The 17685-nt window shown below is 70.2% G+C and carries 17 protein-coding genes and 1 pseudogene; 6 read left to right on the forward strand and 12 right to left on the reverse strand.

Features of this window, described 5'->3' with window-relative positions; translation table 11 throughout:
• Positions 1-577 precede the first annotated feature (577 nt).
• From I6J71_RS38600 to I6J71_RS38620, 5 genes are all read right to left on the reverse strand, one after another.
• Complete coding sequence (locus I6J71_RS38600) at positions 578-1438, reverse strand: PD-(D/E)XK nuclease family protein (RefSeq protein ID WP_204091370.1); 861 nt, start codon at positions 1436-1438, stop codon at positions 578-580.
• Positions 1439-1504: 66 nt separating this feature from the next.
• Positions 1505-2068 (reverse strand): MarC family protein, encoded by a 564-nt coding sequence (locus I6J71_RS38605; RefSeq protein ID WP_370542246.1) that lies wholly within the window; start codon positions 2066-2068, stop codon positions 1505-1507.
• A 68-nt stretch (positions 2069-2136) separates the two neighbouring features.
• Positions 2137-3000, reverse strand: a complete 864-nt coding sequence (locus I6J71_RS38610) for a PHP domain-containing protein (protein WP_370542032.1) — start codon at positions 2998-3000, stop codon at positions 2137-2139.
• A 64-nt stretch (positions 3001-3064) separates the two neighbouring features.
• Complete coding sequence (locus I6J71_RS38615) at positions 3065-3625, reverse strand: PH domain-containing protein (protein WP_204091373.1); 561 nt, start codon at positions 3623-3625, stop codon at positions 3065-3067.
• 19 nt (positions 3626-3644) lie between these two features.
• Positions 3645-3809, reverse strand: a complete 165-nt coding sequence (locus tag I6J71_RS38620; RefSeq protein WP_204091374.1) for a hypothetical protein — start codon at positions 3807-3809, stop codon at positions 3645-3647.
• A 168-nt stretch (positions 3810-3977) separates the two neighbouring features.
• Between I6J71_RS38620 and I6J71_RS38625 the strand changes: the two genes are divergently transcribed.
• The gene (locus I6J71_RS38625) at positions 3978-4379 is read left to right on the forward strand and encodes an NUDIX hydrolase (RefSeq protein ID WP_239154156.1); all 402 of its coding nucleotides are present in this window, start codon (positions 3978-3980) and stop codon (positions 4377-4379) included.
• A 1092-nt stretch (positions 4380-5471) separates the two neighbouring features.
• Here the strand turns inward: I6J71_RS38625 and I6J71_RS38630 are convergent.
• On the reverse strand, positions 5472-6584 hold the full coding sequence (locus I6J71_RS38630) for a DUF2332 domain-containing protein (protein WP_204091376.1): 1113 nt from the start codon (positions 6582-6584) through the stop codon (positions 5472-5474).
• A gap of 330 nt (positions 6585-6914) precedes the next feature.
• On the opposite strand from I6J71_RS38630, the gene corA reads away from it, so the two are divergent.
• The 3 genes from corA (at position 6915) to I6J71_RS38645 (ending at position 9694) form a co-directional block, all read left to right on the forward strand.
• On the forward strand, positions 6915-8003 hold the full coding sequence (corA, locus tag I6J71_RS38635) for a magnesium/cobalt transporter CorA (protein WP_204091377.1): 1089 nt from the start codon (positions 6915-6917) through the stop codon (positions 8001-8003).
• 192 nt (positions 8004-8195) lie between these two features.
• Entirely contained in the window at positions 8196-8855 is a 660-nt protein-coding gene (locus I6J71_RS38640; RefSeq protein ID WP_204091378.1) for a metallophosphoesterase, read from the forward strand.
• Positions 8852-9694: a chromosome partitioning protein ParB gene (locus I6J71_RS38645; RefSeq protein WP_204091379.1), complete on the forward strand. Its 843-nt coding sequence runs from the start codon at positions 8852-8854 to the stop codon at positions 9692-9694. Before I6J71_RS38640 ends, I6J71_RS38645 begins: the two co-directional genes overlap by 4 nt.
• A gap of 39 nt (positions 9695-9733) precedes the next feature.
• On the opposite strand, the gene I6J71_RS38650 is transcribed toward I6J71_RS38645, so the two are convergent.
• Entirely contained in the window at positions 9734-10900 is a 1167-nt protein-coding gene (locus tag I6J71_RS38650; RefSeq protein ID WP_204091380.1) for a S9 family peptidase, read from the reverse strand.
• Between the two features lie 100 nt (positions 10901-11000).
• Positions 11001-12458, reverse strand: a pseudogene (locus I6J71_RS38655) (MFS transporter).
• A 119-nt stretch (positions 12459-12577) separates the two neighbouring features.
• Here I6J71_RS38655 and I6J71_RS38660 point away from each other — a divergent pair.
• Positions 12578-13267, forward strand: coding sequence for a TetR/AcrR family transcriptional regulator (locus tag I6J71_RS38660; RefSeq protein ID WP_204091381.1), 690 nt, complete (start codon positions 12578-12580; stop codon positions 13265-13267).
• A 46-nt stretch (positions 13268-13313) separates the two neighbouring features.
• On the opposite strand, the gene I6J71_RS38665 is transcribed toward I6J71_RS38660, so the two are convergent.
• Entirely contained in the window at positions 13314-13508 is a 195-nt protein-coding gene (locus tag I6J71_RS38665; protein WP_204091382.1) for a PspC domain-containing protein, read from the reverse strand.
• A gap of 239 nt (positions 13509-13747) precedes the next feature.
• On the opposite strand from I6J71_RS38665, the gene I6J71_RS38670 reads away from it, so the two are divergent.
• Positions 13748-14656, forward strand: a complete 909-nt coding sequence (locus tag I6J71_RS38670; RefSeq protein ID WP_204091383.1) for a hypothetical protein — start codon at positions 13748-13750, stop codon at positions 14654-14656.
• A 55-nt stretch (positions 14657-14711) separates the two neighbouring features.
• Here the strand turns inward: I6J71_RS38670 and I6J71_RS38675 are convergent, their stop codons facing one another.
• From I6J71_RS38675 to I6J71_RS38685, 3 genes are read right to left on the reverse strand one after another with little or no spacing between them, the layout of a single operon-like run.
• Positions 14712-15893 carry an ABC transporter ATP-binding protein gene (locus tag I6J71_RS38675; protein WP_204091384.1) on the reverse strand — a complete coding sequence of 394 codons (1182 nt, stop codon included), beginning with the start codon at positions 15891-15893 and terminating at the stop codon, positions 14712-14714.
• A 3-nt stretch (positions 15894-15896) separates the two neighbouring features.
• The gene (locus I6J71_RS38680) at positions 15897-16736 is read right to left on the reverse strand and encodes a carbohydrate ABC transporter permease (RefSeq protein WP_204091385.1); all 840 of its coding nucleotides are present in this window, start codon (positions 16734-16736) and stop codon (positions 15897-15899) included.
• The gene (locus tag I6J71_RS38685) at positions 16736-17647 is read right to left on the reverse strand and encodes a carbohydrate ABC transporter permease (protein WP_204097449.1); all 912 of its coding nucleotides are present in this window, start codon (positions 17645-17647) and stop codon (positions 16736-16738) included. Before I6J71_RS38685 ends, I6J71_RS38680 begins: the two co-directional genes overlap by 1 nt.
• Positions 17648-17685: the final 38 nt, after the last annotated feature.

Here is a 17685-nt window from a genome sequence, read left to right on the forward strand (position 1 = left end):
GGCAGGGGTAAGTCCTCGCTCCGGCGAAGTCCCAAGTGCAGCGAACTCGGCCGGCCCTGGCGCACCGCCAGCGCCCGGCACCGCAGCGGCGGTCGCCGACACCGCACCACCGTCCGCTCCGGCAACCCCAGACACGCCAGGGGTACCAGGCACCTCACTACCGTCTACACCGGCAACCCCAGGCACAGCACACTCATCCGCCCCTGGCGCAATACCGGCGTGCGTCGCCGCCGCCGCAGCGATACCCCGTAACTGACCGCCGTCCACTCTGACAACCCCAGGCACAGCACACTCAACCGCCGCTGGCGCACCGCCTTCCGCCGGCACCGCAGCAGCAGGCCCCAGCACCTGACCACCGTCCACGCCGCCAGCTCCAGACACGCCAGCGACCCTCGGCACCGGCGAAGCGTCAGCTCCGCGAGCCTCAGCCGCAGCCGCCTCCTCCAGCACCTCGCCGACCTCGGTTCCGGCAGCGTCGTCCGCGGGTGGGGCGGGCGGCGGGACGATCGCCAGTTCCTGGGTGTCGGGTGAGGCCACGTGGGGTCCGTCCAATCGTCGTCGGGCGAAGGAGCCTGGGTCAGGGGGCGAGCAGGTCCCAGGGCTGGGCCGCGGGCGCCGCCTGCTGGCCCTCGGCGCAGCTGGGGCGGAAGTCGCACCAGGAGCAGCGGCGCTCGGGGCGGGCGGGGAACAGCGTGTCGCCGTCGGCGCCCGCGTCCAGGGTATCCGTCGCGAGGCGGAGGTCGGCGGCGGTCTCCTCGGCGCGTTGCAGGTGGCGGCGCAAGGAATCCGGCGTGTGCTCGGCCGCGGCGACCGTGCCTGTGGGCAGGTGGTGCAGCTCGACCTTGGTGCACGGCATGCGCAACGTCCGCGCCGACGCCACCGCGTACATCGCCAGCGCTTGCGACGCCCGCGCCTCGAACTCGTCCGGCTCCCGCCGGCCCGTCTTGTAGTCCACGATCACGAGCTCACCGCCGCGGCGGTCGATGCGGTCGGCGCGCCCTTCGATGATCAACGTGGGCGCGCCACCCGTGGTGGAGACCGGCGCGGAGACCCAGCGCTCGAGGCCGATGGGGTCGTCGCTCACGTCGTGGTCCTCGACGTACTCCCCGACCCAGACCTTCGCCCGCGCCCGGTACCGCGCCGCCTGCTCGGCGTCGGCGAACCCGGCGTCCTTCCAGTGCTCACCGACGAGCGCCATCGCGCGCTGCGGCGTGCGCTTCGCGGCCGGCAGGTCGAACAACGCGCGCAACGCGTTGTGCACCACCGCGCCCAGCGTGCTGTGCGCCCACGGCCCGGTGCGCTGCGGGGTCGGCCGGTCGAGGTAGGTCAAGCGGTAGCGACGCGGGCAGTCGTCGAACGTGCTCAGCCGCGCCGGCGACACCTTGGTGAGCCGCTGCGGCTGCTCGGTCCCGAAGTCGAACCCCAGCTGTTCCTTCACGCAACCCCCGTTCGGTCGGCGTCCACGCTACGCACCACCACCGACACTTTCCGGCGCGGGGGCGGCCTAACCGGCGCCGGAGATGAAGCCCTTCACTGAGTTGGCCACTAGCTCCACGGCGATGGCCGCGAGCAGCAGGCCGGCGATCTTCGCGACGAGCGTGATGCCGCTTTCCTTGATCAGCCGGATGACGACGCCGGAGAAGCGCATGCACGTGTAGATCACGAAGTGCACGGCCAGGATCGCAAGCCCCAGCGCGATGTACGCGCCGAGGTGCCCGTCGGCCTGGCGGACGAACACGATGGTCGCCGCGATGGCGCCCGGCCCGGCGAGCAGCGGGGTGCCGAGCGGCACGAGGGCGACGTTGACGTCGTCGGCCGCTTCGGGCTCGGCGCCGCCCTTGCCGGTGAGCAGCTGCAACGCGATCAGCAGGAGCAGCAGACCGCCCGCGCCCTGCAGCGCCGGGATGCCGATGCCCAGGTACGCGAGGATCGCCTGTCCGGCCACGGCGAACAGCGTGATCACCAGCAGCGAAACCAGCACGGCCTGCCGCGCCGCCCGGACGCGCGTGGCCATCGGCTTGCGGCCGACCAGGCTGAGAAAAACGGGCACTGTGCCCGGCGGGTCCATGATCACGATCAACGTGATGGTGGCGCTGATGAACAGCTTGGCGTCGAAGTACTGCGCGATCCCCAACGTCAGCCTTTCACCACTGAGGAACCGGTGGCCCGGGAGATCAGCTCCTCGAGCTGGCCGGGCTCGGTGGTCTCCTGGCCGAGGCCGATGGTCTTGTTCGTGCCGTGGTAGTCGCTCGAGCCCGTGCGGATCAGGCCGAGCTCGTCGGCCAGCTCGCGGGTGCGCACGCGCGTGGCCGGCTCGTGGTTGGGGTGGTCGACCTCCACCCCGGTCAGCCCTCGGCGCGCGAGGTCGCGCAGGGTGTCCTCGCTGATCGTCGCGCCGCGGCTGAAGGCGAACGGGTGCGCGATGACCGTGACGCCACCGGCCGCGACGATCATGTCGATCGCCTCCTCGACGGGCGTGTCGTGGCGCGGCACGTAGTAACCGCGGCGGCTGCCGAGGTACTCGGCGAAGGCCTCGTCGACGCTCGACACCAGGCCGGCGCGCACGAGCGCCTGCGCGAGGTGCGGACGGCCGGCGGGCGAGTCGGCGGGCAGCAGGCCCATGATCTCGTCGGCGTCGACGGGGAGGCCGTCGGCGGCCATGCGGTCGGCCATCGCGCGCAGGCGGGTGCGGCGTTCGGCCCGCAGGCGCGTCTGCTCGGCGACGAGCGCGGGCGCCGCCGGGTCGAACAGGTACGCGAGCAGGTGCACGCTGATCCGCCAGCCCGTGTCCGGGTCGACGGACACCGTGGAGAGCTCGGCTCCGGGGACGAGGGTCAGGCCGGGCGGGACGGCCTCCGCCGCCGGGCCCCATCCGGCGGTGGTGTCGTGGTCGGTGATCGCGACCACGTCGAGACCGGCCCGGACGGCAGCGTCAACCAGCCCGGAGGGGCTGTCGGTGCCGTCGGAGGCGGTGGAGTGGGCGTGCAGGTCGATGCGCATCGGGTCCATTCTCGACGATGCGCTACATCACAGCGATGCCGGTACCTGGCAAAACGCCCGCAGGTCACCCGACGGGCTTCTTGCCCCGCGCGGCCCGCTGCGCCTTGATCATCGAGAAGCGCTCGGCCTGCTTCTGCTTGTCGCCGAACACCAGCTCCGAGATCGTGTCGTAGAACTCCTCGGGTCGCGGCAGGTAGTCGATGCGGTTGAGCGCCTGGATCTGACCGGCCGACTCGACGATCATCGTGCCGTAGCCGAGCAACCGGCCCCAGCCGGGCCGCTCGTAGGTGAGGTCGGTGACCTTCGTGATCGGCATCATCAGCACCTTCGTGGTGATGACGCCCTTCGTCAGCACGAACCGCTTGTCCGTGACGACCAGCCGCTCCACCCACCACTGGACCACCGCGTAGGCGAACCGCAGCACCACCAGCAGCGCGACGTACCAGAGGATGTTCTGAACCACCCACAGCGAGGGCGGCAGCAGGTACGAGACGAGCACGCAGACGGCGAGCAGGGCCGCCGCTTCGAACGTGTCCCAGAGGAGCACTGCCCAGTGGCGGCGGATCCTGATGACCCGCCGCTCGGTGTCGAGGAGGTACTCGTCGGGGTCGCGTGGCGCGAACATGTCTCGACGCTATCCCCCGTCAGCCGTTGAAGACGTTGCTGACGAACGAGACCACCGATTCGGCCGAGCTACGCAGGAACTCGACGATGTTGCCGACGAGACCAGCGGCCTGGTTCGGCTGGGCGATCACGAAGAACAGCACCAACGCGATACCCACGAGACCCGCAAGCTTCTTCGCGTTCACAGCGATCAATCCCGTCTCTAAACGTGGCACCGGAAAACTGACTTTCTACGTTGTACCGCACCAACCACCCCTGCGGCGGGAAAGTCCCGCGCATGGGTCAGCAGGCGGTCCGAAGTGTACCGTATGGCTACTCTCCGTGTACAGCGTGACGGTTTGGGGTTGAGGAGCATGGCTTCCCGGGTGCCCTGCGTGGGCGGCATCGTGTTCGACGACCAGGGCCGACTGCTGCTGATCCAACGCGGCCACGATCCCGGCCGCGGGCTGTGGTCCCTGCCCGGAGGCCGGATAGAACCGGGCGAAACGGACCTTGAGGCGGTGGTTCGGGAACTCCACGAGGAAACCGGCCTCGACGTGACTCCGCACACATTCGTCGGCGCCGTCTCCCGCGGGGTTTACGACATCCGGGACTACACCTGCACAGTCACCAGCGGCACCCTCACCGCCGGCGACGACGCGGCCGACGTCCGCTGGGTCGACTCGGCCGAACTGGTGGAATTGGAGTCTTCGGGGCAGTTGGCGGAACTGCTTTTCGTGACACTGCGTGACTGGGACATGTTGCCGCGAACGTGAATCGAATAACTCGAATTTGCGGATAAGGCGCGCTCGAACGCATCCGGCTTCGAACTTGGTCAATGGCGTTACCCCGTCGCCCGCCGACTGGTGAGCACGGGAAATGCCGGGGTTGAGCGATTTCCTATCAGCAACTGTGCATCGGAACGCGCAGCTGCATTCGGCACCCGGATGGGCGGGTGTGACCGATGGGGTGATTGTGACGTGTGTGACAGAGCGTGGGTGTGCTGCCCGGTGTCCGGCGCGCTCGACGGGTCTGTCCACAGGGCAGCCGAGTTGTGGACAAGTGGGGTCTCCCGGCAGCTTGAGCAGCGGTTTTGTCGGGGGAGGCCGATAGAATGGACGTGGGACGCCCCCTGGGAGGGTGGGGGTCTGCCTGGCCGGGGTCTGCCTGGCCGGGGTCTACCTGGCCGGGGTCTACCTGGCCGGGGTCTACCCGGCGCGGGTCTGCCCGGGTCGTGGACTGCCGAACCGGGTCTGCCGGCCGGAGTCCGACTGGCCGGGTCAGCCCGCCGAAGGTCAACCCAGCGGAAATCTGGCCGGTGGGTCTGCCCGGTCGTGGACTGCCGGACCGGGTCTGTCCAGCCGGAATCCGACTGGCCTGGGCCAGACTGGCGGCCTGCCGGACCGTAGCCCGCGCGACGGGGTTAGCCCGGCGCTTGCCTGCGTGGCCGGGATCGGCCCGGCCTGAATCAAAGTGGCCGGCGTCTGCCTGGCTGGCATGTGCCCGGCGCGGGCCCGCGTGGTCGGGCTCTGCCCGGCCGGGTTTGGTGGACCGAGTTTGCCGGACCGGAGTCTGCGGGGCGGGGATCAGCCCGGTGCTTGCCTGCGTGGCCGGGGTCTGCCCGGGCGGAATCAGACTGGCCGGGTCCGCCTGGCTGGCATGTGCCCGGCGCGGCCGGGGCGGCCGGCGTCTGCCCGGCCATGGTCAGCCCGGCCGTAGTCTGCCCGGCCGTGGTCTGCGCGGCCATGGTCAGCCCGGCCGTAGTCTGCCCGGCCGCAGTCTGCACGGCCGTGGTCTGCACGGCCATGGTCAGCCCGGCCGTAGTCTGCACGGCCGTGGTCTGCCCGGCCGGAGGTCCGCTCGGTGGGTCAGGAGGGCAGCCAGGTCATCCGCTGCCCGTGGGGCGTCGTCCGGGCGAGGACGCGGGCGGTGGGCGCGCCGGAGGACCACGTGACCAGGCCGAGCACGCTCGTGTCCGAGGAGCCCGGGGCGGTGGCCAGGTCGGTGCGGTCCGGGAGGATCACCTTGAGCCCGGCGGCGTAGAAGCCCACCGTGACCCACCACAGCGGACGCGTGGCGGCCAGCGCGCCGAGGGCTTCGACGAAGTCCGCGCGGCGGTCGCCGAAGTAGCCGAGGGCGTGGCTGGTCAGGACGACCAGCGGGAGGTGTTCGGGCAGCGAAGCAGCAGCCGAGGCGAGGTCGTCCACGCCGTCGCCCGTGATGAGGTCCGGGGCGTGCTTGCGCTGTTCCGCGGCGGCCGTGCGCAGGAGGCGGATGCGGTCCGGCTGGTCGGCCCAGACGCAGGCCTCCAGCCAGGCCAGTTCTTCCTCGTCGGAGAGGTCCACGGGGGCGCGGTCCAGGCCAGCGCGGGCGGCGACGGCGACCTTCTTCGGCAGCTTCGGCAGCGTGGCGCCCGGCGCCAGGTCCAGGGCGCAGTGCAGGCCGACGGCCGCCTTGGCGGGGCCCGCGACGAGCTGCTCGCCGCCGTCGCACTGGTAGCGGTAGGAGAAGCGGTCCAGCCCGAGGAGCAGCCCCGCGCTGCAGCCGACCTCCAGCAGGGCGATCTTGCCCCCTGCTTCCTTCGCGGCCGCGGCGATGGCGGGGTAGACCAGCGACGCGCGGCGGACCTCGTTGGTCTGGGTGTAGCGCGACCCGATGATCGCGCGGGCCTTGTCCGCGCGCTCCAGCAGGAACTGCCTGAACAGGGGCCACGTCTGCGCGTCCACGCCGTCGAAGCCGCCGAGGGACGGGTAGTAGCGCGAAAGCGGGTGGATGGGGTCGGCCTGGATGAGGCGGTGGGCGGTGGCCAGCAGCAGCGTGCCGCGGGCCTCGCCGCCGCGCGCGTCGGTCAGCAGGCCCGCCACGTCGTCGTCCTCGGCCGCCTGCGTGGCGAGGTGGTCGTACAGCGGCGAGACGTCGCGGCACTCGACCTCGGCGAACCTGCGCAGCCGCTGCTTGATCTCTTCCAGGGCGATGGCCACCCGCACTCCTCCTCGCACGAACCACCGGCCGGGTAACGCCGCCCGAGCCACTTGCGACACTCACCGGTGGTGAGGAGTACCCTCGACCATTGGTGTTCGTGCGTCAACGCGAGCCCCGTCTCACGATCGCGCCGGCCCGAAGGAGGTGAGGAACGCCTTATGAGTAGTGGCGATAGTCCGCTCCCTAGTAGTCCCAGCGTTCCCACGTCGTCGGCCGGCCGAATCCACTCCTGGTAGGCGACGATCCGAGAACGCCGGTGATGCCGGACGGACGCTGAAGTCCGCCTGGCCGTCGTCTTCGTGTTCCACGACGTCAGCCCAGGAGATCCCATGCCTGCCATCCCTTCGCTCGGAGGCCTTCGCGGTCGCGGCACCAGCCGCACCAAGCCGTCGGTCGAGCGGCCGATCCCGGTGCCCTTGTCGGCGTATGTCGTCGACTGCGCGGTGTACGTCGACGGCAAGCGCCTGCCCGGCCGCTGGACGCACTCCGAAGCCATCAAAGAGGTCCGGAAGCGGCACGCCGGGTTCGTCTGGATCGGCCTGCACGAGCCGGACGCCGAGCAGATCCAGGGCGTGGCGGAGACGTTCGGCCTGCACGAGCTGGCGGTCGAAGACGCGCTGGAGGCGCACCAGCGGCCCAAGCTGGAGCGCTACGACGACACGCTCTTCCTCGTGCTCAAGACCGTCCGCTACGTCGAGCACGAGTCGCCGACCACCGCCAACGAGATCGTCGAGACCGGCGAGCTCATGGTGTTCCTCGGCCGCGACTTCGTGATCACCGTGCGCCACGGCAACCACTCCGGGCTGGCCCGGCTGCGCCGCGACATGGACGACGACCCCGAGCGCCTCGGCCTCGGCCCGGCGGCCGTCGTGCACGCGATCGCCGACCACGTCGTGGACCACTACCTCGAGGTCACGAGCCGCATCGAATCGGACATCGACGAGATCGAGGCGCAGGTGTTCGCGCCGCGCTCGCTGGTGAGCGCCGAGCAGATCTACCTCATGAAGCGGGAAGTGCTCGAACTGCGCCGCGCCGTGCTCCCGCTGGCCACGCCCGTCTCGCGGCTGGCCGAGGGCTACACGCGGCTGGTGCCCGACGAGGTCCGCTCGTACTTCCGCGACGTCGCCGACCACCTCGTGACCGTGTCCGAGCGCGTGGCCGCGTTCGACGAACTGCTGAGCACCCTGGTCGACGCCACTGTCGCCAAGATCTCGCTGCAGCAGAACACCGACATGCGCAAGATCACCGCGTGGGCCGCGATCATCACCGTGCCCACCATGGGCGCGGGGATCTACGGCATGAACTTCGACTACATGCCCGAGCTGCACTGGAAGTTCGGGTACCCGATCGCGGTCACCGTGATCTTCGCGATCTGCCTGCTCCTGTACCGAATATTCCGGAAGAACGGCTGGCTGTAGCCGTCTCGAGGTCCCCTTCCTCCCTCCGGAACCCCTGCAGGAGTACTCCCATGCCTCGTCTGCTGACCAACCTCAAGTTCTGGGCCCTGACGCTCGGGATCGTCTGGATCCTCGGCATCGTCACCGTGATCAGCCTCAACCCGGGCTTTTCGCACGGCCTGAAGTGACCTCACGAGGCCGTACCCTGGGTGCGTGCCGAAAGCGCTGGTGGTGGCCGACGAGGTCGACGAGCGACTGTGGACCGGCGCGGTCCGCTCGCTCGCGGTCGACCTCGACCTTGTCATCGGTGCCGGCGACCTGCCGTACGAGTACCTCGAGTTCCTCGCCGGCGCGCTCGACGTGCCGTGCGTGTTCGTCCCCGGCAACCACGACCCCGACCTGAGCGGCTTCACCCGCTCCGGCGGACTGTCCATGAAGGACGGATTCCCGACGGAGTGGCCGGGCCCCGCGGGCGGGATCAACGCCGACGGGCGCGTGCTCGACGTCGCCGGGATCCGCTTCGCCGGCCTCGGCGGTTCGATCCGCTACACCGACGGGCCGAACCAGTGGACGCAGCGGCAGCAGTCGCGCCGCGCCCGGATGCTGGAACTCCGCGCGAGGTGGCGCCGCCGGCGCGACGGACGCGGCGTCGACGTGCTGCTCACCCACTCCCCGCCGCTGCGCCTCGGGGACCGCGACGACCTACCCCACCGCGGTTTCGCCTGCCTCCACCGCACGATCGCCCAGCTGCGCCCGCAGTGGCTGCTGCACGGCCACATCCACCCGCACGGCGAACCGGTGCCCGACCGCGTGGCCGGCTCCACCCGCGTGCGCAACGTGGTGGGCCACCGGATCATGGAGTTCCCGCGATGACCAGACCCACGGGTTTCCCGCGCGCCGACGCCGAACACGACTTCCTGCGCGCCCGCCGGCGCCAGGTCCTTTCGCGACTGTCCACGTGGCTGCGCCGCGAACCCGACGACGTGAACATCATGCTGCCGTTCCACGAAGTCGTGGACGCACTCGGCTTCGCGGGCGAATCGCGGCTCGGGCTGCGGGTGATCACCTTGGACTCGATCGTGGGCACCGTGGACCGCAGCCGCGACTTCGACCGCCGCTTCCGCCCGACGTCCGGGCGCGTGCGCGAACGCTGGGAACGCCTGGCGCTCGCCGCGCGCCGGGGCGAGGCGATCCCGCCGATCGAGGTGTACCGCGTGGGCGAGCTGCACTTCATCATCGACGGGCACCACCGCGTGTCGGTCGCCCACGCACATGGTCTGTCCACAATAGAGGCTCAGGTCACCGTGGTGCGCACCGAGCTCGACCCGGCCGGGATCCGCTACCGCGGCGACCTGATCGTGAAGGACTACCGGCGGCTGTTCCTCGAACGCGTGCCGCTGACGGGCCACGCGCGGGCGTCGGTGGTCATGTCGGACCCGTGGAACTACGCGCGGCTCGGCGAGCACGTCGAGGCCTGGGGCTTTCGGCTCATGCAGGACGAGGGCCGGTTCATCGACCGGGCGGGGATCGCCCAGCGCTGGTTCGACGAGGAGTTCACGCCCGTCACGGGCATGCTGCGCCAGGCCGACCTGATCGGCGACCGCACCGACGCGGAGGCCTACATCCGGGTCGCGGCCGAACGCTACCGGATCATCCGCACGCACCGCTGGGACGACGACGTGATCGAGGCGCTGCGGGCCCGTCGCCCGTGAGCCGGTCAGGACGGCTCCGACAGTCCGGCGAGCCGGGCCTCAAGCCAGGACGTCGTGCAGCCAGCTGTACACCACACCCGTCCAGACCTGCTGGCCCATACCCGCGCAGTGCCCGTCGACGCCTTCGGTCTCCGTGAGCCGCACGAGGCGGACCGGCGCCTTCATCGCGTCGCGCAGCACTGCGCCGCCGCCGGCGGTGAAGTCGTGTTCCGACTCGATCAGCAGCGTGGGACACCTGATGTTCGCGGCGTCGGCCAGCATCGTGTAGCGGCGCATTTCGGCGAAGTACTCGCGGACCGACGAAATGCCGTGGGCCGCCATGCGGGAACCGAAGAACTCGGCGCGGTTCGGGTTCCGGCGCATCTGCGCGCGCACCAGGGGCACGGCGAAGAGACCGGCCGGGCCGGTGGGCACGCGGGCGCCCAGGTCCGGTTGCGCGGGATCGCAGACGAGCGCGGCGAGGCGGTGTTCGGCCGTCGCGGCGCGCGGCGCGAGGTAACCGGCGAAGGAGCGGCCGAAGAGCACCACCTTGGCCGGGTCCGCTTCCGGACGGGCGAGCAGCCAGTCGAGTACGGGCGAGAGCACGTGCTCGAAGTCCGGCCGCAGGAACCGGCGCTGGGTGTAGAGCGTTTCGCCCTGACCCGGACCGTCGAAGACGAGCGCGTTGCAGCCGCGGGCGATGGCGGCGGGCACGTCGAGCCACCCGGCCTCCGAGGTCGAGTCGTAGCCGCACGGTAGGACGACGGTGGGCTGCGGCGTCCTGGAGGCGTGCGGCGCGAAGAGATAACCGTGCAGAGTCGTGTCCGCATACGGGATCCGCACGGCTTCGGCGGGGTGGTCGAGGAGTTTCGCGGCTTCCGCGAACGCTTCGACGTGGCCGCGGTAGGCCGACTGCAGCCGCGGGTCGTCGAGGTCCGAGCGCAGGAAGAAGTACGCCTGCCGGTGGTACTCGCTCGCCCGCAGGAACGCGTGCCGCGCGCTGACCCGATCTCCCGCGGTCAGCGCGGAACCCGCGGCCGCACGGGCACGATCGGCCGTGGCCGACCACGCGTCGTACCAGCCGACGCCGGTGAGCTTGCCGACGCGGCGCGCGGTCGCGAACGCCTCGCCGAGGTCGGCCGCGTGCACCACGGCCGCGTTGAGCGTGCGCGTGAACTGTCCGTCGTAACCGCGATCGCGGAAGAAGACCTTCGCCGGGTCTGCCATGTCGGGTGAGTCGGGTGGCCCGGACCACTGTTACGGCGGGTGAAAAAGGCAGTCCCTCCCCGGCCGCGCCGGGAAGGGACCGTACACCCCGGTCAGGTGGCTAGACGTGCACCGCCGGCACCACGGCTTCGCCCCGCGGCGCGCCCGGGCGCAGCAGCAGGCCGCTGATCGCCGCGCCGGCCGCGAAGATCGCCGCGGCCCACGCGAACGCGGTGGTGCAGCTGTGCACGGCGGCCTGCGCGGCGAGCTGCGGCGTCGGCGCGCGGCCGGCCAGGAACGACGTCGCGGCGTTGCCGGCCAGTGTGCTCAGCAGCGCGGTGCCGATGGACCCGCCGACCTGCTGCATGGTGTTCACCGTCGCCGACGCGACACCGGCCTCGTGCAGCTGGACGCCGAACGTCGCGACGCTCATCGCGGGCGCCATCGACCGGCCGATGCCCACGCCCATCACCATGAGCGGGCCGAGCACACCGTCGGCGTACGTGCTGCCGAGGTCGATCGCGCTGAGCCACCACAGACCGGCGGCGGCGATCAGCATGCCGGTCGGCACGAGGGGTTTCGGACCGAAGCGCGGCAGCACCACGCTCGTCGCGGTGGTCGCGGCGGCCAGCAGCGTGGCGACCATCGGCAGGAAGCCGAACCCGCTCTGGATCGGTGTGAACTCCAGGTTCTGCTGCACGTAGAACCTGAGGAACAGGAAGATCGAGAACATCCTGATCGCGAGCAGGAACATCGCGAAGCGGATGCCGTACGCGCTGCTGCAGCACGGTGAACGCCACGAGCAGCACCACCCCGCCGCCGAGGAAACCCCACACCGTCACCGATCTCCACGAGTTGTGTTCGGCGTTGGAAAAGCCGTAGACCAGTGCGAACAGACCGGCCGACGCGGTGATCGTGCCGGGCAGGTCGAGTTTCCGGCGCGGGCCGTTCGCCTCCTGGCGGCGCAGCAACAAAGCGCGACCGACGAAGGCGATGACCGCGAACACGATGTTCACGTACGTGCACCAGCGTCAGTCGAGGTATTCGGTAAGCACCCCGCCCAGCAGCAGGCCGATCGCGGCACCGCCACCGCCGATGGCACCGAACACGCCGAACGCGCGGCCGCGTTCCTTCGGCTCGGTGAACGTCGTGGTCAGCAGCGAAAGCGCGGCAGGCGCGAGCAGCGCGCCGAAGATGCCTTGTGCCGCACGGGCGATCAGCAACATCTCGATGCTGCTCGCCGCGCCGCCGACGGTGGACACGGCGGCGAAACCCGCGAGACCGACGAGGAACGCGTTCTTGCGGCCGAACAGGTCCGCGAGCCGTCCGCCGAGCAGCAGCAGGCTGCCGAACGCGAGCGCGTAAGCGGTGACGACCCACTGGCGCGCGTCGTCGGAGACGCCGAGGTCGGCCTGCGCCGATTGCAGCGCGATGTTCACGATGGTGGCGTCGAGCACAGCATCAGCTGCGCGAGCCCGATCATCACGAGGATGGCCCAGCGTCTGAAGTGGTGCGGATTGGCGGCGTGGCTCGGTGCGTCTTCCCCAGGACGCAGGAGCGTGGCCGTGGAGTCGGGCATGGATGTCCCTCACGGTCGGCGGTCGGAGCACTATGTGGAGTAGGTCCCTCCCATTCCGCGAACCACCGCACACAAGAAACGGAGATGGTGCCTCGACTTCTTTTGGTAACCTGGGCGTCATGACACGGGACGCTGCTTCCGCCGCACCGGCGCGGCCGCTGCGGCGCGACGCCGAGCTCAACCGCCGGCGCATCCTCGAATCGGCCCGCGCCGTCTTCGGCCGCCGCGGCCTCGAGGCGACGCTCGACGACGTCGCCCACCACGCCGGCCTCGGCGTCGGCACGGTCTACCGGCGCTTCCCGAGCAAGGAACACCTGGTCGAGGCCTTGTTCGCCGAGCAGCTCGCCGACGTCGCCGACCTCGCCGAGGAAGCGCTCAAGGCCGACGACCCGTGGGACGGCTTCACGCAGTTCGTGTGGCGCACGGTCGAGCTGCACTCCGCGGACCGCGGGCTGCGGGAGATCATGCTGTCCAAGGCGTTCGGGCACGAGCACGTTGCCGAGGTGAAGGCCCGGATGGTGCCGCTCATCACGCAGGTCGTCGAACGGGCCCAGGCCTCCGGTCAGCTGCGCCCCGACGTCGTGCCCACCGATCTGCCGCTGCTGCACCAGATGATCGGCTCGGTGATCGAGTACACGCACGTCGTCGAGCCCGACCTGTGGCGCCGTTACCTCCCCCTGCTGCTCGACGGCCTGCGCGCCCACCCGGGCCGTTCGTCGGACCTGCCGCGGCCCGGCCTGGACCAGGACGAGATCGACCAGGCCATGTGCGCGTGGCGGCAACCGAAGCACCGCACCGAAAACACGTGAAGGGCCCCTCGGCGACCGAGGAGCCCTTCGGCGAAGCCGGTGCCGATCACTCGCTGGGGATGATGGCCCAGAGGATCAGGTAGGCCACGAACTGCGGGCCCGGCAGGAGGCAGGACAGGAGCGCCAGCAGGCGCACCTTCCCCGGCGTCGTGCCGAAGCGGCGGGCCAGACCGGCGCACACGCCGCCGATCATGCGGTCGTGGCGAGGCCGGCTGAGTCTCTGGGCGACTGGTGCGGTCATCGTCTTTCCCCTCCCGTTGGGTGCGTGGCTCCATGGCACCACCAGCGCCGGGCCTGCCGCATCGCGCGGTGGGACGATTCGACCCCCTAAGGGATCAAGAGCCGAAGCCGGGCAGCGGACGCCACGCGCGGGATCCGCCTCGGGGTTCGGTGAGCTGACCTGCGCCAACGAGCACACCCGGTGTGGGATTTCCCTGTCAGGGCTGATTTTTCGCGCGATTCGTGGTGATACTGCACCCCGTGCCTTCCCCACTCGGTCCCCTCTTCGCCGCACTCGCCCTGGTGCTCGCGGGCTGTTCCACTGACCCGGCACCGGCGGCCGCGCCGGCGGCGCCCTCGCCGATGACGGCGTCCTCGGCGCTCGGCGACTTCACGACGCTGGACTACTGCAGCCTGCTGGACGTCTCGCGCCTGCGGGGCGCGACGGCCGACGACCCCGACTCGTCGTTCACCGACTGCCGCACCGACTTCCTGCGCGGCGGGCGCTCGCACACGGTCGCGGTGGGCCCGCTCGCGGCCGACGCCGACCCGAACGTCAAGCCGTACCAGTACTCCGGTCCCGTGCCCGACGGCGTCTCCGTGCAGCAGGCCGGCTTCACGCCCGACAAGACGTGCTCGCGCGCGGTGACGTTCGCCGACGGCATCCGGCTCTCGGTGTCGGTGTCCGACGGCGAAGGCGCCGGCGCGAACGGGGATCGGTGCAGCGATGCCGATGCGGTCGTCGGCGGGGTCCTGGCCGCCGTGAGCGGCGGACGGGTGAAGCACCACGAGTTCCCCGACCGCTCGTGGGGCCGCGTGGACCCGTGCGCGCTGCTGGGCACCCACGACCTCGACGCGATCAGCGGCGCGGGCACCCAGCCGACGGCCGGGTTGTCCGGGCACTCGTGCATCCGGGGCACGGTGAGCATCGACTTCGCCGTGCAGAAGCAGGCCCCCACCGGGGCGACGGAAACCCTCGGCGGCCGCACTGCGCGGCAGGCCACCGACGGCGCGTTCTGCCGCATCACCACCACGCAGCCATCGCCGTCGACCCCGGGGCGCGGTGAGCAGGCCGTGGTGAGCGTCGTGGACACCACGGGCTCGAGCGGCGCCGCCGCGTGCCCGGCCGCCCAGCAGGTGGCGGCACTGGTGTTCGCGAAGATTCCCTGACGACAGCGAAGGTCCCCGCCCGCCGTGAGCGAGCAGGGGCCTCCGTGAACCTGCGCTATTCGCTGTAGGTCAGGTTCCGCCCGTTCGACGGGTCGAACAGCTTGAGCTTGTCGGCGTCGAACCACAGCTCGAGGTCCGCGTTCTCCTGCGCCCGCGACTCGGCCGAGAGGCGGGCCACGATCAGCGATTCGGCACCCGGCACGTCGGCGGAACCGCTGTCCGCGGCCAATTCGGCGAGCTCGGTCGACGTGGCCACCTCGCCTTCCACCGTGAAGTGCGCGAACTTCTCCGAGCCCATCGACTCGAGCACGTCGATGTGCGCGGTGAACGTCGAGCCCGACCCGCGCTGGGCCTGCTCGACGAGTGCGGCGTCCTCGAAGTGCTCCGGGCGGATACCCAGGATCACCTCGCGCGGCGCGTTCGCGGCCTCGGCCATCCGCCGGATCCGGTCGGTGAGCGGCGTGGTGCCCAGCGCGCTGCGCAGCTCGCCGTTCTCCAGCGTCGCCGGGATGAAGTTCATCGACGGCGAGCCGATGAACCCGGCCACGAACAGGTTCGCCGGATTGTCGTAGAGGAACTGCGGCGAGCCGATCTGCTGCACGTACCCGGCCCGCAGCACCACCACGCGGTCGCCCAGCGTCATGGCCTCGGTCTGGTCGTGGGTCACGTACAGCGTGGTCGTGCCCAGCTGCTTCTGGATCTTCGACACCGACGTGCGCATCTGGCCGCGCAGCTTCGCGTCCAAGTTGGACAGCGGTTCGTCCATGAGGAACGCCTTGGGGTTGCGCACGATCGCGCGCCCCATCGCCACGCGCTGCCGCTGCCCGCCGGAGAGGTTCGAAGGCTTGCGGTCGAGGTGCGCGGTGAGGTCGAGGATCTGCGCCGCCTCCTCCACCTTCGCCTTCACCGTCGCGTCGTCGACCTTCGCCAGCCGCAACGGGAACGCCATGTTCTCCCGCACGCTCATGTGCGGGTACAGCGCGTAGGACTGGAACACCATCGCGATGTCCCGGTCCTTCGGCGACTTCTCGTTCACGCGCTGCCCGTCGATGCGCAGCTCACCGGAGGAGATGTCCTCCAAGCCGGCGACCATGTTGAGCGTGGTCGACTTCCCGCAGCCCGACGGGCCGACGAGGATGATGAACTCACCGTCGGCGATCGTGATGTCCACTTCGGACACCGCGAGCGCGCCGTCGGGGTAACGCTTGGAAACCTTGTCGAGGACGATTTCAGCCATGGCTCAGCCCTTCACCGCACCGGACGTCAGCCCCGCCACGATGCGACGCTGGAAGAACAACACGAAGATGATGATGGGGATGGTGATCACGACCGCGGCCGCACTCACCTGCCCCGTCGGGTCCTCGAACTGCGAGGACCCCGTGAAGAACGACAGCGCCGCCGGCACCGTGCGCGACGCCGTGGTGGACGTCAGCGAGATGGCGAACAGGAAGTCGTTCCAGCACAGGATGAACACCAGGATCGCCGTGGTGAACACGCCCGGTGCGGCCAGCGGCGCGATCACCTTGCGAAACGCCTGCGCCGGCGTCGCGCCGTCCATCTTGGCCGCTTTTTCGAGCTCCCACGGGATTTCCCGGAAGAAGGCCGAGAGCGTGTAGATCGACAGCGGCAGCGCGAACGTGATGTAGGGCAGGATCAGGCCCGGCCACGTGTCGAACAGGCCCAGGTTGCGTTCGATGTTGAACAGCGGCGTGACGAGCGAGACCTGCGGGAACATCGCGATCAGCAGCGAGAGCCCCACCAGCAGCCGCTTGCCGGGGAAGTCCAGGCGCGCGACGGCGTAGGCCGCCATCGTGCCGAGCACCACCGCGATCACCGTGGAGATCACCGAGATGCCGATCGAGTTCACCAGCGCCCGCAGGAATTCCGAGGTCTGGAAGATGTCGGCGTAGTTCTTGAGCGTCCACTGCTGGGGCCAGAGGCTGCCGTCGGTGAGCGTGTCCTTCGTCTTGAACGACAGCGAGAGGATCCACAGCACCGGGATGAGCGCGAATGCGATCACCAGGATGTCGAGCACGCCCCACGTGACCTTGCGGCCGGTGGTGGCCGTTGCGGTAGCCATCAGCGTTTACCCCCGTCGTCGCTCCCCGGTGCGGCGGTGCCGAACACCTTGATGAAGATGAACGCGATGATCGCCACCGTGATGAAGATCAGCACGGCCATGGTCGACCCGATCCCGAGGTTCAGGCCCTTCACGAGGTTGTCGTAGGTCATCATGGACACCGATCCGGTGTCCTGCGCGCCGCCCGTGAGCACGTAGATGTTGTCGAAGATGCGGAACGCGTCGAGCGTGCGGAACAGCAGCGCGACGAGGATCGCGGGCTTCATCACCGGCAGCATCACCTTGGTGAAGCGCTGCCACGCCGAAGCCCCGTCCATCGCCGCGGCCTTCAGCAGGTCTTCCGGCACGAGCGCGAGTCCGGCCATCAGCAGCAGCGCCATGAACGGCGTGGTCTTCCACACCTCGGCGAGGATGATGATGAACAGCGACGGCCACTGCTCCGTGAGCGGAGCCGCGCCGGACGCCAGCGCGTTGGCGAGGTACCCGGTGTCCGGCGTCCACGCGAAGTACCACGAGAACGCCGCGACGACCGTGACGATGCCGTACGGGATCAGCGCCACGGTGCGCACGAGCCCGCGGCCCACGAGCGTGCGGTGCATGAGCAGCGCGAGCGCCATGCCGAGCACGAATTCGATCGCCACCGACACCACGGTCAGGAACAGCGTGGTGCCGAACGCCGTCCACCAGTAGGAGTTCGTGAGCACGGCCGCGTAGTTGGCGAAGCCGATGAACTGGTGCTGCGCCGGGAACCTCAGGTCGTAGCGCTGCAACGAGAGCCAGATCGAGTAGACGATCGGGTACCCGGTCACCGCGATCATCACGATGAACGCCGGGGCGCACAACCACAGCCCCAGCCGCCGTTCGGCCTTCTTCCCCTCGCTCAGCGCGGGCTTGGGCTTGCGGTGGCTCACGACCTCGTGGGCGGCCGGTGCGCCGGTTTCGGTTTCGG

This window comes from Amycolatopsis sp. FDAARGOS 1241 (assembly GCF_016889705.1).
Classification (GTDB): Bacteria; Actinomycetota; Actinomycetes; order Mycobacteriales; family Pseudonocardiaceae; genus Amycolatopsis.

Coding starts and splice junctions, on each gene's coding strand:
- I6J71_RS38660 (WP_204091381.1), top strand. CDS start 12,578: ATGACACGGGACGCTGCTTCCGCCGCACCGGCGCGGCCGCTGCGGCGC.
- I6J71_RS38625 (WP_239154156.1), top strand. CDS start 3,978: ATGGCTTCCCGGGTGCCCTGCGTGGGCGGCATCGTGTTCGACGACCAG.
- I6J71_RS38650 (WP_204091380.1), bottom strand. CDS start 10,900: ATGGCAGACCCGGCGAAGGTCTTCTTCCGCGATCGCGGTTACGACGGA.
- I6J71_RS38615 (WP_204091373.1), bottom strand. CDS start 3,625: ATGTTCGCGCCACGCGACCCCGACGAGTACCTCCTCGACACCGAGCGG.
- I6J71_RS38675 (WP_204091384.1), bottom strand. CDS start 15,893: ATGGCTGAAATCGTCCTCGACAAGGTTTCCAAGCGTTACCCCGACGGC.
- I6J71_RS38610 (WP_370542032.1), bottom strand. CDS start 3,000: ATGCGCATCGACCTGCACGCCCACTCCACCGCCTCCGACGGCACCGAC.
- corA (WP_204091377.1), top strand. CDS start 6,915: ATGCCTGCCATCCCTTCGCTCGGAGGCCTTCGCGGTCGCGGCACCAGC.
- I6J71_RS38680 (WP_204091385.1), bottom strand. CDS start 16,736: ATGGCTACCGCAACGGCCACCACCGGCCGCAAGGTCACGTGGGGCGTG.
- I6J71_RS38665 (WP_204091382.1), bottom strand. CDS start 13,508: ATGACCGCACCAGTCGCCCAGAGACTCAGCCGGCCTCGCCACGACCGC.
- I6J71_RS38605 (WP_370542246.1), bottom strand. CDS start 2,068: ATGGACCCGCCGGGCACAGTGCCCGTTTTTCTCAGCCTGGTCGGCCGC.
- I6J71_RS38645 (WP_204091379.1), top strand. CDS start 8,852: ATGACCAGACCCACGGGTTTCCCGCGCGCCGACGCCGAACACGACTTC.